General features: G+C 42.9%; 13 protein-coding genes. 6 read left to right on the top strand and 7 right to left on the bottom strand.

The features are described 5' to 3' along the window. Window positions 1-192: 192 nt before the first annotated feature. The 6 genes from FM019_RS00435 to FM019_RS00410 all read right to left on the bottom strand — a co-directional run bounded on the left by FM019_RS00435 (window position 193) and on the right by FM019_RS00410 (window position 6,848). Window positions 193-582, bottom strand: coding sequence for a VOC family protein (locus FM019_RS00435; protein ID WP_143833918.1), 390 nt, complete (start codon window positions 580-582; stop codon window positions 193-195). 23 nt (window positions 583-605) lie between these two features. Further along, window positions 606-2,711: an alpha-amylase family glycosyl hydrolase gene (locus FM019_RS00430; protein WP_143834250.1), complete on the bottom strand. Its 2,106-nt coding sequence runs from the start codon at window positions 2,709-2,711 to the stop codon at window positions 606-608. A gap of 13 nt (window positions 2,712-2,724) precedes the next feature. Continuing rightward, window positions 2,725-3,696, bottom strand: a complete 972-nt coding sequence (locus FM019_RS00425) for an aldo/keto reductase family oxidoreductase (protein ID WP_185969130.1) — start codon at window positions 3,694-3,696, stop codon at window positions 2,725-2,727. A 126-nt stretch (window positions 3,697-3,822) separates the two neighbouring features. Beyond that, window positions 3,823-4,821, bottom strand: a complete 999-nt coding sequence (cydB, locus tag FM019_RS00420) for a cytochrome d ubiquinol oxidase subunit II (protein WP_143833917.1) — start codon at window positions 4,819-4,821, stop codon at window positions 3,823-3,825. Further along, window positions 4,818-6,179 carry a cytochrome ubiquinol oxidase subunit I gene (locus tag FM019_RS00415; RefSeq protein ID WP_143833916.1) on the bottom strand — a complete coding sequence of 454 codons (1,362 nt, stop codon included), beginning with the start codon at window positions 6,177-6,179 and terminating at the stop codon, window positions 4,818-4,820. Before FM019_RS00415 ends, cydB begins: the two co-directional genes overlap by 4 nt. Before the next feature lie 123 nt (window positions 6,180-6,302). Then, the gene (locus FM019_RS00410) at window positions 6,303-6,848 is read right to left on the bottom strand and encodes a GbsR/MarR family transcriptional regulator (protein WP_143834248.1); all 546 of its coding nucleotides are present in this window, start codon (window positions 6,846-6,848) and stop codon (window positions 6,303-6,305) included. A 473-nt stretch (window positions 6,849-7,321) separates the two neighbouring features. Between FM019_RS00410 and FM019_RS00405 the strand changes: the two genes are divergently transcribed. The 5 genes from FM019_RS00405 (at window position 7,322) to FM019_RS00385 (ending at window position 11,604) form a co-directional block, all read left to right on the top strand. Beyond that, window positions 7,322-8,095 carry a gamma-glutamyl-gamma-aminobutyrate hydrolase family protein gene (locus FM019_RS00405; RefSeq protein ID WP_260681487.1) on the top strand — a complete coding sequence of 258 codons (774 nt, stop codon included), beginning with the start codon at window positions 7,322-7,324 and terminating at the stop codon, window positions 8,093-8,095. Then, window positions 8,079-8,741: a TVP38/TMEM64 family protein gene (locus FM019_RS00400; RefSeq protein WP_143833915.1), complete on the top strand. Its 663-nt coding sequence runs from the start codon at window positions 8,079-8,081 to the stop codon at window positions 8,739-8,741. The genes FM019_RS00405 and FM019_RS00400 overlap by 17 nt, the downstream gene beginning before the upstream one ends. Window positions 8,742-9,410: 669 nt before the next feature. After that, complete coding sequence (locus FM019_RS00395) at window positions 9,411-9,959, top strand: BON domain-containing protein (protein ID WP_143833914.1); 549 nt, start codon at window positions 9,411-9,413, stop codon at window positions 9,957-9,959. Window positions 9,960-10,229: 270 nt separating this feature from the next. Further along, window positions 10,230-11,198, top strand: coding sequence for a diguanylate cyclase (locus FM019_RS00390; RefSeq protein WP_143833913.1), 969 nt, complete (start codon window positions 10,230-10,232; stop codon window positions 11,196-11,198). Further along, complete coding sequence (locus FM019_RS00385) at window positions 11,191-11,604, top strand: hypothetical protein (protein ID WP_143833912.1); 414 nt, start codon at window positions 11,191-11,193, stop codon at window positions 11,602-11,604. The genes FM019_RS00390 and FM019_RS00385 overlap by 8 nt, the downstream gene beginning before the upstream one ends. Before the next feature lie 514 nt (window positions 11,605-12,118). Here FM019_RS00385 and FM019_RS00380 read toward each other — a convergent pair. After that, window positions 12,119-14,401, bottom strand: a complete 2,283-nt coding sequence (locus FM019_RS00380) for a winged helix-turn-helix domain-containing protein (RefSeq protein WP_143833911.1) — start codon at window positions 14,399-14,401, stop codon at window positions 12,119-12,121. Between the two features lie 232 nt (window positions 14,402-14,633). On the opposite strand from FM019_RS00380, the gene FM019_RS00375 reads away from it, so the two are divergent. Beyond that, complete coding sequence (locus FM019_RS00375; protein ID WP_185969128.1) at window positions 14,634-15,890, top strand: serine hydrolase domain-containing protein; 1,257 nt, start codon at window positions 14,634-14,636, stop codon at window positions 15,888-15,890. Window positions 15,891-15,936 lie beyond the last annotated feature (46 nt).

Below are 15,936 nucleotides of genomic sequence, written 5' to 3'. Positions count from 1 at the left end.
GTCGTCCCCGCGGTCTCTTGGGCGGGGATCTGTTTGGCCAAAAGAGGTCTCCGATAAGAGCACTCGGAGAAGACGTGAATTTTAGATTCGGAGTTGAGGTTTGTTTTGTTTTCGACGATGAAACAGGTGTTTTCGAATAGGAATGGTTTTTAAAGGTACGTTTTTTTATGAAAAAGTCATAGGACAGCTGACTTAGATTTCGTATATCTCTAGCGGTAAGCCGTCAGGATCTGAGAAAAAGGTGAAGGCTCGCCCAGTGTATTCATCAATTCTAATGGGCTCTGTGAGCACATTTTTGGCGTTCAGATATCTACAATATTTTTCAACAGAATCAACTTTAAAGGCTAGATGTCTTAACCCTCGTGCTTCAGGACGCGACGGTCGGAGAGGGGCGTTTGGAAAAGAAAAAAGCTCAATTTGACTGCCATCAGGTAACGCCAAATCGAGCTTATAAGATTGTCTTCGTTCTCGATAATTTTCGGCCAATATCGAGAAACCAAGTATGTCAGTATAAAAGGACTTTGAGCGGGGATAATCACTGCAAATAATCGCCACATGGTGAAAGCCTTTTAATCTCGACATCCTTGATTCCCTCTAATCAGTCTCTACTGATTGGTTTGCACCGTTTGGTCCGCCAAACTAAAGGTTTGCGACTTTTTATTGCCTTGCCAGTCTGCCATAGTCACTCGCACTTCAGTGGGATTGTATTCTTCAAACACGCTTTGGGTAATTATCGCACTATAAGGTGCGGTATTGTCCTGGGCAACAACTTCAAACTGACCTTCGGCATTTTTAAATTCCGTAGTGAAGTTAAACAAAGGCATTGCCAGGTCTTTCGCTTGTGGAACCAAATAGTCGAGGCGCACCCGTCCAGCTTGCTCTTCGACACCTCCAAAATCAAATTCTAACAAGGCAATTTGTTGTACTGGTGTTTCAGCTTTTAGCAAAGTGTAGCTAAGTGGAGGCAAGGTTATTTCAATTTTCCCTTTATCCAAACGGAATTCATTGTTTCCAGCTAGCCACTTGTAGCCAGCGCTGCTGGCATTGAGTGTGAGCTTTTGTTGTTCCGTATCAGCATTAAATGCTACCAGATGTTCAATCTGCTCTTGTGTATCGACACGGGCAATGGCGAAAGCCTTGCGCCGTTCATCAAAGTAACGATTGATATTCACACCACGACGCAGTGCCACATGATCCATTCTTAACTGAGCAAATTCCTGAAGTGCCTGATAGATTGGGTGAATGGGATCAAAATTGTTATCGGCGGTTGTCGCGTTTGTGCCCAACAAATTGTTGTCATTATACTCTTCGACCTGAGAGGAGAACATATTTTCTCTGGCACCTACATCACCACCATCACCAGTAAATCCTTGTTCATCACCGTAATAAATAACGGGGATCCCTCTGGACAGGTACATGAAGGCATGAGACAGAATACTGCGTTGTAGCTTCTCCTGTTCAGAAATATCGCCCATGCCATCCTCGATGAAAAATCCTGCACGCCCCATATCGTGGTTACCTAAGAAGTTCATCAACAGGTCAGCTTGGCTATCATGGTCGTTGTAGTAGTCATCGTTCTCAAACAGTTGAGCAATTGAAACTGGGCTGTTGTCTCGGTAAAAAACATCAGCAGCAGCTTGTTGAAAACCAAAGTCTAATACTGAAGGCATTTTTCCTTCTGTGGTATAGCTGCTCAGCTCAATCGGATCTGCACTATAAACTTCCCCAAAAATGTGGAAATTGGGGATGCCCATTTCTTTTGCATGATTCATGATTGCTGGACTAAATTGCGACCAAAAAATCATGTCTACATGCTTCACCGTATCAACACGGAATCCATCGGGCTTAAACTCTGTGATGATATTTTTGTAGATATCAATCATGCCCGCGATCACATCAGGGTGACGAGTATTTAAATCATCCAAGCCAACAAAATCGCCGTTGATCGCGCTTTCGCCTTGCCAAAAGCTATCGCCTTGATTGTTGTAGTACTTGGGATCATTTAGCCATTTAGGCACTTTGACGTTTTCTGTTCCGGCGGGTAAAAACGGTGTGTATTTGTCACCGTTGGCCAGTTGTTCCAGCGTTTTGTAAGGGCAGGTTTCTTCGTCCCTAAAACTTCCGTCAGGTTTGTGACATTCTTCGTAACGGATAATGTCAGCAGTATGGTTGGTGATGATATCAAAGAAAATTTTAATGCCTTTATCATGGGCGGCTTCAATAAGGTTTTTTAGGTCGTCATTGCTGCCAAAGTGTGGATCGATTTCAGTGAAATCTACAATCCAGTACCCATGGTGAGCGTAACCACCCCACTGCACTGCATCGTTGCGCAATATGGGTGTCATCCAAATTGCACTGACACCTAGTCCTTTGAGGTAATCGAGCTTTTCTTCAATGCCTTGCATGTCTCCGCCGTGAAACCCCCATTTGCTGTCAATCACATATCCACCTTGGGATATTTCATGAACAGTCGACCCATTGTCGTTGTTGGGGTTGGCATTGTAGAAGCGATCGGGCATAACAAAGTAAAAAATGTCGTCTCGAACATCGCGATTGAGATAATCGTTGTAAATGTCTGGGAACGACAGGGATTTAACTTCTTGCTGCGGCGCTTGAGCCAGACTTTCTGGTGCTTTTTGTTCTGAACAGGCCGACACTAATAAGGCGGCACTTGCTACTGCTACGGTTCCCAATAGGTGTTTAATTGTCATCATTTTATAGTTCCTAAGGCAATTCTTGACCACGAGCAGTCACATAAAGTGCGTACCAGTGTTCTCGCGTTAACGTAACATTTGTGGCTTGAGCACTCGCGGCAATGCGAGCCGGATTAGTAGAGCCAATAATAGGTTGGATCCCCGCGGGATGGCGCATCAAGAATGCCAACAAAATAGCCTCTTTAGAGGATTGATACTCCGCCGCAAGTTTGCCCACCAACTCAGCAGTGCGTTGAATATGCTCTGGCTGAGAGGATACATCTCTGCCCGACAACATACCTTGGCATAAACTGCCCCAGGCTTGGATTTGAATGTTGTTCATCCGGCAGTACTCGAATGTACCTGACGTGAAACTCAGATCTTTCCCTTGAACATTGTTAGACAACACAACGTCATCGAGAAAATCGAGGTGCATTAAATGCAATTCTATTTGGTTGGCAATCAGTGGCATGTCTAGTGAGTTTTGCAGCAAACTCATTTGATGAAGGTTCTGATTTGAAACACCAAAATGTTTAACCTTACCCGCTTGTTTGAGGATAGAGAATGCGTCTGCTACTTCATCAGGCTCCATCAAAGGATCTGGACGGTGTAACAAGAAAATATCGATATAATCAGTGTTCAGTCGAGACAATATCCCGTCAACGGAATTGAGAATATACTCTTTCGAAAAATCAAATCGCTTAGGACCTTTGTCATCTTCAAAAATGATCCCGCATTTGGACTGGATTAGAATTTGTTCCCTTAGTGAAGGGCGCTCTTTAAGCACTTCTCCAAAAACTTGTTCCGCTTTGCCCATGGTGTATATATCAGCATGGTCAAAGAAGTTAATACCTGCGTCGAGCACCGCGTCTACCACCTCATGGGCTTGTTTGACGTGCTCTACTTTGTAGGGCTCATGGCCCCACGAACCGCCCAGACCCATGCAACCGTATGCAATGGGTCTGGCACCAGGGAAAGTTTGATTTAAAGGGAGTTTAGGCATGTTGGTTTCTTGTTAAGTCAACGTAAAAAACCATTTTAGTGACTTTATAACAAGAATACACTGAATACGTATGTACTCCTCTAAATTCACCTTTCTAATGATGAATCCTTTAAGTGTTGCTCTCGCTTAGTAATATCTTAAGTCCCCCACTTTGCCCCAAAATACCCGATAGGCGAACAAGGTATACGCGAAGATAATGGGGATGACTACTAAAGCGCCATAGAGCATAATTCTCAATGACTCGGGCGCGCTAGCGGCCTCAAAGATTGTCAGTTGTTGCGGTACTACCCATGGGTAAAAACTTAGCGCCAAACCAATAAAACTGGTGGTAAAAATGCAGACGCACAAGACAAAGGGTAACCAACAGCCGGCATCATCCTTGAGCGGCAATCGTTTCAATGTTGCATGGCCAATAACAAAAAACGCAAAGCACAACGCCGGGACCGTAGCAAATATGTAGGCCAAAGGCGGGTTGGTCCATCTTTCCAATACAAAAACGTTGATTATCGGGTTGGTAATACACACAGCTAATATGCCGACAAAACTTACAACACCTGTGATCCTTGCCCATTTAATCGCACGCAATTGCAATTCGCCTTCAGCTTTCATGATTAACCAACAAGCGCCGATTAATGCATAGGCCATAGTGACGCCAATTGCACTCAGTAACCCAAACAACACAGCGGTAAAAGAATGCTCGAAGCCCATAACAAACAACCCCAGCATATAGCCTTGAGACGCCGTGGCGACTAATGAACCAAGTTTAAATAATCTGTCCCAGCGGGCTTTATGCTCGGCGATCACTTTGGCGCGAAAATCGAAAGACACACCGCGCAAAATCAGGCCAATCAATAGAAAAGCTGTAGGTAAATAGAGCTCACGTAAAATGACATTGTGAGCACTCGGGAATGCTACCAACAATAAGCCTACAGCAAGCACTAGCCAGGTCTCGTTGGCGTCCCAAAATGGTCCGATAGAGGCAATCATTTTGTCTCTTTGGCCTTCATTTTCCATTGGCAAGAGCAATCCTACGCCCAAGTCGTAACCGTCTAACATGGCATAAAGCAATACTGAAAATGCCATTAAGACCGCGAATATCGTAGGTAATTGGCTATCTAAAATCATGCGGTAACCTCCTTCATTGGTTGCGGTTTGCTAGCAAGTTCTGAGAGCGAGTATTCCTCTATCTCGACAGACTTGCGAGCCATCAAGAATAGAGTTTTGATATAAGCAACCAGTAAAAATGCGTAAACAATCAAGTAAAGGGCCAGGCTAAAGGCGACATTTCCAGAGGGGATGTCAGTTACCGCTTCCGCGGTCGTGAGGACGCCATTAACTAGATAAGGTTGCCTGCCGATTTCGGTTACGTACCAGCCTGCTAACGTGGCAACCCAGCCAGAAAATGTCATGCCGACAAAAAACATCAGAAACCCCTTAGATAAGGTCTTTTTGCGCCACAATAAGAAACTTGCTACCCAGGCACTGAGTAGCATTAACATACCCAGTCCCACCATGATCCTGAATCCAAAAAACACAGGTTTGACGGGTGGATGCTTACCTTCAAATTCGTTCAAGCCAGGTATTTCACCCTCGGGATCATGTGTGAGAATAATACTTGCGAGTTTTGGGATAGCGATTTCCATGTGGTTTGTGCGCTGTTCCTCATCGGGAATCGCAAAAAGTAATAGGGGAGCACCTTTTGTTGTATCCCAAACACCTTCCATTGCAGCGACTTTTTGTGGTTGATGCTCAAATGTGTTGAGCCCATGCATGTCACCCATCAATATTTGTAAAGGCGCGATGATAGCCGCCACATATACGGCAGTACGCAGGGCAATGTTAGGCGCTTTTTTGTTATCGCCGCGCAAAACTCGATAGGCAGAAATACCGGCTATTAAAAAACAAACTGTCAGTCCAGAAGCCAACAACATGTGTCCTAATCGATAGGGAAAAGATGGATTAAAAATAATCGCGAACCAATCGACTGCGTGCGCCACACCGTCGCGCATCTCAAACCCTGTAGGAGTATGCATCCAAGAATTCAGAGACAAAATCCAAAACGCTGACATGCTGGTGCCAAAGGCGACCAGTAGTGTTGCGCCCGTGTGCACCCATGAAGGTACGCGATTTATGCCAAACAACATGATGCCAAGAAAGGTGGCTTCGAGAAAAAAAGCAGTCATTACTTCATAAGCCAATAAGGGACCGGCAATATTGCCCACTTTTTCCATAAAGCCAGGCCAGTTAGTACCAAATTGGAAAGACATAGTGATACCGCTCACCACCCCCAATGCGAAAGTCAATGCGAAGACTTTGACCCAAAACCGATAGACCCGCATCCAAACCGGATGTTTAGAAATATGAAACCGGACTTTGAAATACACCAAGAACCAACATAGGGCGATGGTTATGGTGGGAAAAAGTATGTGAAAACTAATGTTCGCTGCAAATTGAATGCGCGAAAGTAGCATTACGTCTGCCATGTTGCACCTCGAAAATTTAAGCTTGTTTACCTTTCATATTCAGCTGGATATTTTCACCAGAATGATGCGGTTAACGCGCTCATGAAAATGAAAGGTAAGCAGTCTTTGAACTGCCAAAGTGAACTAGCTGCTTTTTAAAAATTTGTCCTTCATGTCTAATACTTTGCCGACACCTGAACCCAGCTTCATCAACGTCTCAAGCTTTTCTGGACTTAATCGCTGGAGCTCTTCACTCCATTTGGTGATGTTTTCCAGCAAGTCGTGAATTTCCTGAAGCCGCTCTTGCGCATACTTCTCCTGCTCATTGGCGGGAGCGTCTAACAAAATGTCTCTAAGTAAGCTAAGGGTAGGGTCCATTTCCCGTTTGCGACGTTCTTCAAATACCTTATTCGCCATATCCCAAATACTGCCTAAAGCCTTGAAATAATCTTTGCGATCACCTTGAACATGATGCATTTGCACCAATCGCCACGACTGTAATTCTTTAAGGCCCATACTCACATTGCCACGAGAAATATTTAGTGCATCAGCAATTTCATTGGCGCTTAGTGGCGCTTCACTGATCACGAGCAACGCATACATTTGTCCAACCGTGCGGTTAAACCCCCAACGGCTGCCCATTTCGCCAAAGTGCATTACAAAAGTCTCAAGCATTGGAGTCATTTTCATCATCAGCTCTCTATGTCAGAATTTATTTTTCTGAAGTTTCAGTAATTTCTGAAAATTATAAACATTAATTGAGATAGATCAATATAAATCGGTTTGGTTTTGTGGTTGTGGGATCTCTTATTCGATGAAATGAGATCTCTTATTGTGTAATGCCCGTCTCATGGTGGTGAAATAAAAGTGAAAATTTACCTGAAAAAATCAATTTTGCTGGCAATACAGCAAGCATCGCAATACAAACGCCACCGCCCCGAAACAACTCGGCCGTTTTCAATATGCTTGCTTCGCGCTTTTTTGTCGATTTTGGGACTTAGATCATGAATTTACTTCACTTTACTGTGTAAAATCTTCCAACTGATGTTTTCCTATTCCGCCCCTCATTTATATGTAATTGAAAAATATAACAATTTGATCATATCAAGATCGGTTCTTAACTTGCATTAGCTTGCACATACCGATTTATAAAGAACATCAACATGAGCAAAATGAATACAAACGAAAAGCCGCAAATAGTGGTAACAGGTCCAGATTCGTCGGGCACGACAGCATGGCTTTTTACTTCACTGAGTATACGACTAGCTGGTGGAGTTCCAGTTAGAGTGACACCGAGTAAATTTGATCACTCTCTTGAGTACGATGGCTACGTTATTGGCGGCGGTTCGGATATACATCCTGAAAATAGGACCCAGTCGCCCCTTCCTAAGGTTAATCGCTCGATTTGGCTTAAAATCAAAGAGTCACTCATGTACCCAATGGAATTCTTAAGCCGCTTCACAAAAGGAAATTTTGACAAAGCCAGAGATGACATGGAAATTGCCTTCATCGACTACGCTATTGAGAATGACAAACCCATTCTTGGTATCTGCAGAGGACACCAACTTCTCAATGCAGCGCTCGGAGGAAGCATGTATACATCCACACTTCCTCTTTTAAAAGACAAACCTCGCATAAGGTCACCTTTTCCTCGCAAAGACGTCATTTACGTTAAAGACGATTCTTTGATTGCAGAGATCGCTGGAGATGACCCTATTCACGTCAATGCAATCCACTCCCAGGCTGTCGCTGAGCCCGCTGATGAGCTGGAGATCACTGCGAAAGAAAAAGCGGGGTTAAATCAGGTCTTGGAAAGCGCGAATAGTGATAAGGTGCTGGGCGTTCAATGGCACCCCGAATATCTTGTTTACATGAAAACGCATAGAAACATTTTTCGCTGGTTAGTCGAGGAGGCTAGAAATGAAAACCTCAAATAAACTTAAAATAAGCGCGTGTATTATACTCATCGCCAGCGTTGCAGCGGCCTACATTTTCACTCCATTAGGTGAGTACCTTTCCATTGAAAAGGTGATCGAGGTGACCAAGGACATCCCCGAAAGTCCGTTAACTGCAGGCTTATTCTTGCTTATATTTTTCGTCGGCGGCGCGTTATTGGTGCCTATTCCGCTCATGGCATTTGCGCTGAGTTTAATTTTCTCGACGTGGATAAGCGTTCTACTCGCTATTCCGGGCTTTCTACTAGCATGTTCCAGCGGCTACATCATCGGAAGGCTAATTGATGACGACACATTTGGAGATCGAGTCCAAGGCCACATTGATACGGTAAGTGAAAAAGTAGAAGACAAAGGAGCGTGGGCAGTCCTTGCCTTACGAGTCGCCCCTACGCCACCTTTCACAGTAACAAGTGTCATAAGCGGTATTCTAAAGATCCATCCGGCAAAGTATGCACTTGGGTCTGTGTTAGGGATCATGCCATTAGGGCTTAGCGCGATTTTCTTCGGAAGAGGCGCAATGGAAATGATGCAAAACCCATCGGGTATCGCGGTTTCCACACTTGTTGCGGCGGTGATTTTTCTTGTAATGTTTTTCGTGATTAAACAAAAAAAGCGCTCTTCTAGTTAGCTTCAATCGAGAGCTTTTGTTAGCCTGCAGATTAGTCCATGGGTTACTCAAAGACAAAAGTGACCAGCCAACTGAATATTTTCTTAATAGCTGGTCACTTTGGTTATCCTCGCCAAATTCTTTGAACGATTTTTCTGCATCGAACCGAAATCCCACATATACAAATCGTGCATCGCTAGTGTTTTTTCACCAATTTTGACCTCTCTAGAAAACTAAAATATTTATTAGTCCATCACGTTGAAAGCAGCGTTGAAAGTAACATCCATGGATGTAGTAACCTCAGAGTACTCGTAACGACATCACAACGTGGAAAACAACTCTAAACTAATCAATAAGGGAGACTGCCAATCTGAAAGGCTTTATCACGAGAGGAGTATGAGTTGGGCGCTTGTCTCATCACAATTTGGTCCTCATCCAATGAGAAATTTCATGAAGGATAATGGAACACACACAATCCTTAAAACACTATCCAAATTTGATTTTTGAATCAAAATTACAAATCTGTCAATCGAAAGAAAAAATTACATGTCGAATTGTAAAAACCTCTCTCAAGTCGAAGGAAGAAATGCCTCCATGGAAATTAATTTTATTTAAAACAATGAGTTAGATATTGGCACCAATATAGCAAAGGCTAATGGTGTTTAACTTCTCTTAATAAGGATAACCAATATGAAACGTTCAATTAGCTCGCTTTTTGTAGCCGCCGCTCTTTTAAGCTCTTCAGCCATTGCAAGTAACAGTTGGGAAGATTCAGCTAAAGATGCATGGATCGATGGTAAAGCTGAAGCGACTTTACTTTTAAATGGAAATCTTAACTCTTTTGACATCAACACTGACGTTAAAAACGGCACTGTCACCCTGACAGGCAAAGTTGATCGAGAAGTAGACAAAGCGCTTGCTGAAGAATTGGTCTTAAACCTTGACGGAGTAAAAGACGTCGAAAATATGCTTAGCGTTGTGGAAGAGGCCAGCAAAGACGCGGATGAAAGTGTCTCACAGTCGCTTCAAGATTCTAAAATTGAAACAGTTGTTAAGACCAAGCTTTTGTGGGAGTCAGAAGTACGGGGATTAGACATCGAAGTAGAAGTTGATAAAGGTGTCGTCACACTCAGTGGAAGTGTGGAATCTGACGCAGCCAGAGACTTAGCTGTCACATTGGCCAAAAATACTAATGACGTTGAAGATGTCGTCAGTAAATTAAAAATCCGGAATAGCTAAAAAACAATCTCTTTAATTATGTGCAGTATTAAATTTATTGAGTCCCTCTAGCGGGGGGCTCGCAATATGCCAAAATCAGGAGGGAAAAGTGTTTCGTACGCTTCGCATACTAAGAAGAACAAAAACCAATGAATTTAATGACGTTAACCATTTCAATTGGTTTACGCGATCTACTCAGGACAAACACTACAGTGACAAGTGTGACGAAATGCCTAATTTGCCTAGGCAATCTAATTCGCCAATTACTCGACCATTGAGGGGTTGACCGGAATGTCTGAACCTGCTTTGAAGCACGTTATTCAATTTCCAGTAAACTCTGATTCAAATAAGGTAGGGGTGAAACGGTTGACAGTTCTGATTGCCAGTTTAAACGACAGTCATGCCACTCGTCTTTTAAATGTTTTTTCTAAGGACTTCAACGTAGTGCGTTCAATCTCAGGTGAACAAACGCTTGGAATAATCTTAAGAGACCAAGTTGATTTGGCATTGATCGACACAAGTCTCACAGATATGTCAGCTATCTATATTTGCAGGCAGATTAAAAAGAGTCAGCTCTCATCTAATACTGATGTTGTGATTACCTCTCAAAAAGCGTCGCGTATCGACCACGATGCGGCCTTGATGGCTGGCGCGATCAATTGCTTTCTACACAAAATCTCACCTAAAGCCATTCATAGCAGAATCTCTGATCATTTGGCGCTTGTCGCTGAGAAAAAGAAATTGGAAGTTAGGTGTTGCGTAGACGGGCTGACCGGTTTGACCAACAAAATGCAATTTAACACTGTTTTAAACAAAGAATGGCACAGTGCCATGCGAGGGGAGTATCCCATTGCTATCGTGATGGTTGATATTGACAACTTCAAACTTTTTAACGATCGTTTTGGCCACCTTGAGGGTGATAATTGTCTGATTAAAGTGGCTAACGCCATAGATTCTTCAAAACGTCGTGAAGAAGATCTCACTGCGCGGTTCGGAGGTGAAGAATTTGTTATGTTGCTTCCCTTTACTGATCAAGAAGGTGCGTGCAAGGTCGCAAACAAAATTTTGGATAACGTCAGAAACCTGAATATCTCTCATAGTGAAGATTCGGCAATCTCTATTGTGACTGTCAGCGCGGGAGTTGCTTCGTGCAACCCCTCTTACACTGAAACAGAAAGCTTCTCTGCGCAGGACTTGTTGGCCCGTGCAGATATGAATTTATATCTCGCCAAAGACCGAGGAAGAAACCGATGTGTTTAAAGGTTGGAACGGTATTCTTTATCAATCGATTTCCACTGGAACGACCAAAACACAGTCCACCGCTGCTTGTTGTCACGAGTACAAACTGATGGCAAAAATGGCAATTAAATCCAATAAGCTTATCCCTGAATCGCGCAAAGAAAATGTCCCGCTGGTCACATCTGCGCTTTGTCTTGGAGCAAGCGCAAAAAGAGATAATATCGAAATAAAGGCATTTCTTGACAGCGTAATAGCTGAACCAAGAATTGCCGTTAAACATTGTCGCTATGATGACCTTTCTGATCCGGGAAACACCATGGAGCAACAAACATCAGGGGTGATCGCGTGTAACATACAAACCATTGTGGCACGCGCCATTGCAGTAGATAAATTTCATATCAAAAAGCACAACCCTCAGAAAACTTAATGTGCTTGTGAAAATAGGAATATGCCTATTATACCTTCCATTGATTTTCCCTTTTACAATGAATAAGAGATTTTCGCGCATACGAATTTTTCTCTTTTGATGAAATAACCCACTAAAACCGACAACCAATATTCCAGTCTTCAAGAGATCGCACGGTGGTTTCTCTGGTTTTTGTTTAAGAAACGGGCCAAAAGTGCAGTCTAATTCCCTGCAAACGCTTCCGCTGCCCCAAGGAAATACTTAATCCGATTCCGCGATTCGCCATTGCTAGCAAAATAAACAATCCAAAAAATATCAAAAATAATTCATTTATTTTGAGGGGTTTAGCCCGTTTACACGCTTAACTAATTAACAGCGCAATAATTTGGACCTTTTGGAGCGGGATATGAGAAATATTAGTACTCGAATAGTTAAATGGAGTTTAAGTCTACTGGTAGTTTGCCTTGTGGGCTGCAAAAATGACCCAGATATCGATGCTACTTTAAAAGGTCCAACTCTTTAGCTCTTGACGTGTTTAATCAACCCCCTTTGATTCTGTATTAAAATTGCGGATTACAACTCCGCGCAAGGCCTTGCGTTTTACCTGATGCTGGGTGAGTAACTGTTGAAATTCAACTTCGTCATAAAGCGGCTGTAAAAGGTGATTGTTTGCTAATGACCACCACTCTTTGCTGTAGGTCTCCATCCATCCCATTTTTAATGCGGAAGCCAGGTGCGTGAGCGCTTGTTGTTTGTTACCCATCTGAGCATGGATTTCTGAACGTGTGAATTCGGCCTCTGTTTTATCAAAAATTTCTTCTCTATTGAGAAAAAACAGTAGATCTTCAAATAGTCTTTCTGCGATATCTTGTTGTTGAAGTGATGATAACGTCGCGGCGTATAACAACATTTGCCGATAATTGTTAGGGGAAATATCCATGTGGGTGATTGAGTGGCTATTTCCCCAGTTGGGGTACAAATACAATAGGGTAGCTTGAGCCTGCTCAAATTTACCTGCTCGATATTGTGCGATAGCGCAGTCAAACCGGGCTCTTCGGTTGCCTGTTTGCCACAACGCGAAACGTTCGATGATCCGCAAAGCGGATTGTTCATCACCACTTTGAACTGCTGATATGGCGTTTAACGAAGTTCGAAAGTGGAAATGCTTTGGACCCATGTTTGCCAGAATACTGTTGGCCAAATCTTTTGCACCAATACTTAAGTAATTAAATACTAAGTGCTCGCAGTATTCGTCACTAGCACAGGTTTCGAACAGTTCCGTATTTTGTTTATGCCATGCAGACATCGATAAGATAGATTTTCTGCTGTAACGATTTATTCGCGAAGATTCCACATTCTTGGAAAAATAGTCAGGTTCCAGCGTTAACCCACTGTGAAACATTTTTTGTGCGGAATCGAAATTGCCCATTGAGAGAAGCTCAAATGCGAACGAGCGCTTTAAAGATGCAGAAAGGGGGTTAAGTTCTATCGCTTTGTTGAGGTGGTAAATCACTTCACTTTCACTACCAATTCGCCTTAACAACCCGCTATACCATTGATGCGTCGTGGCATTGTCATCCAACTCCAAAGATCGCAAAAAAGCGTTTTGTGCTTGTTGGTATAACGAGAGATCTTCCTGACCCGAGTTGCTCATGTAAACAGCCTTTTCGGTCAGCACTAAACCTTTTGCTGCCAATGCTGTAGGCGAATCAGGCTGAAGTGTCAGAGCCTTATTTAAGTGAGGTAGCGCCGCGTCGACAGACCTTTTTTCATCCCAATTTCCATAGATATGCAGAAGCTCATAAGTGATACCTAAGCCAACATGGGCATCAGCAAAGTTGGGTTCAACTTCCAGACTCCTTTTGAAATAGGTGACAGCTTTAGCCAAGGATTCTGGATTTCGTTGCCGCCAATGATACTGACCCATTAAATACCATTCGAATGCTTGCGCATTAATTGATCTGGTCGGTGATGAGACATTTCGAATTCCAGGTTGAATAATAGACTGGATATTGCCGCTGATAACATCCTGAAGTTCAAACATTCCATGACTTTCACCATCAAAGGTTTTTGACCATAGCTGCTGGCCGTTTTTGGTGTTGAAAATTCTTACATTGATTCTTAATTGATCCCCAGATTTTTGCAAGCTGCCGTCGAGCAGTGTATCAACTTGCAATGCCTGACCGATTTGAGTGGCATTATATTCTCCTCGATAAGTGAATGAGGAGTAACGGGATATCACTTTTAGAGATTTGATTTGAGACAGTTGGTTAATGATGGCATCAGACACTCCATCGGCAAAGTATTGATTGTCTTTGCCCTCACTCAAATCATCAAACGGCAGCACTGCGATAGAATTTATACTCAGAGGATTTGAAGGTTCCGGTTCATCAGAATTTGTGAAAAAAAGCAGTAACCCTGCTGCCAGTAAAACCAGCAATGCAGTATATAAGTACGGGATGCTTGAGCGATTGATGTTAGTCTCTTCAGGCTCCCCCACTTTTTTGGCATTAGCTATTAGCACATAGCCTACACCAGGTAGGGTTTTGATAAACGTGGGACTGCGGGCATTATCGCCCAGCGCTTTGCGAATTTTACTTACGGTGACAGACAAAATATCGTCAGTGACAAACTTATCTTTCCAGATGTGTTTAAAAATCTGCTCTTTTGTAACCGTCTGCCCTTGATGTTCGATCAAAAACTGCAACAGCTGCATGCTTTTGTTGTCGATGGCATGGGAACCAACATTATCCGAGATGGTGTTGGTCCTGAGGCAAATCTTCCATGGACCTAATTGATACTGCTGACGTTGTTCCAAGAATCCTTCCGAATTCCAAATGTAGTGATTGATTTAGAACGATTATACCCCTTTGCACAGAGCAATAAATATTTTCAACTTGCTGAACGGTTATTTGAGCCTGTTTATCTTCTTAAGCGACCGTATTTTGGAAGATTTTGGAACTTTTAAGTTGCTTTACTTTGACTCGACAGTAGCGTGTTTAAGCATATGTTGTATTCACATTAAACGTGCAAAAAACCAAGGAATGCTAATGATCTTCAGTTTTAACCCTAGGAATCTAATCAAAGTAACCGCTTTGTTGGCGCTTTACTTAAATTCGAGCTTTGTGGCATTTGGTGCGCAAGAAAAACATAGTCAGGCACCAAAAGCGACAGCCGAAGAAGCCAGAATAAAACATTGGAATGTGCCTGAAATTGAACGCAACTTCTGGGACATTCCTGAGTTAGAAAATGCGTTTTTTGATATCTCGCCAACCGACTATGATGACGGGATCCTTGTCGGCGATTTCGCTGATAAAAGCGTTGATGAAAAGAAAATTATCGCTTTGGCAGAGGAGATAGCTGACAAACAGCATGCAGAAGTAGACAGTTTGCTTATCGCCCATCAAGGCAAACTGGTATTCGAATCTTATTTTTCACGTGGCCGCATCGATTTGCCTCATCCACAATCATCCACTACAAAATCTTATACGGGCCTAGCCATTGGAAGGGCAATTCAACTAGGGTATTTGTCAATGGCGGATTTGGACAAACCTCTTGTTAGTTTTTTGAAAGGATTAGACCCGTCAAAGTTTTCCAAAGGCGTCGACAAAATAACGCTGCGTAATGCCATGGCAATGCAATCAGGGCTTCAAATCAGCCCTGAACAAATCGAAGAGTATCGAAAAAATCTTGATAATTTTGTTGGGATTAAACAAATACAGGCGTTTTTAGAAGACAGTGCAGAAATAACCGACGCATCCCAAAGTTTTGTCTATCAAGGTCTCAATCCGGATATGCTCATGTATGTTGTTGAAGCCGCAGTGCCAGGTTCAGCAGCCGATTTTGTTGAAAAAGAGCTTTTTCACAAAATGGGAATTGTTAACTATGACTGGCGCGCTGATCAAAGTGGGATGCTTGCAGCAGGTGGCGGTTCAAGCATGACGTCTCGTGACATGCTTAAATTGGGAACCTTGGTGATGAATAAAGGCAAGTGGAATGGCGAACAGCTGATTCCAAAGAGCTTTATTGAGCAATCAACAAGCAAAAATGTTCAACTCAGTGTAGAGCAAGTTCAGGATTTTTATTCGGGCGAAAACCTTTCAAACTCAGGATACGGCTATTTATGGTGGCAGACGGATTTGCGAGTGGGTGACAAGCAATATCAATCTGTTTCGGCACAAGGTGGTGGAGGCGTTACAATTCTTTTTGTCAAAGAACTTGATCTACTTGTGGTAGTAACCGCCCATGCTAGGCAGGCTTATTTACAAATGATTGCTGAAAAGGTGTTGCCAGCGTTTATTACTTGAAATCGAGAAAATTCAGTAAGTTAAATACCGATATAAAACGTCAATA

It is taken from the genome of Aliiglaciecola sp. M165 (assembly GCF_007197995.1).
Classification (GTDB): domain Bacteria; phylum Pseudomonadota; class Gammaproteobacteria; order Enterobacterales; family Alteromonadaceae; genus Aliiglaciecola.
Note: the sequence above shows the minus strand (reverse complement) of the source record. Positions and strands in the feature narration are given on the sequence as shown.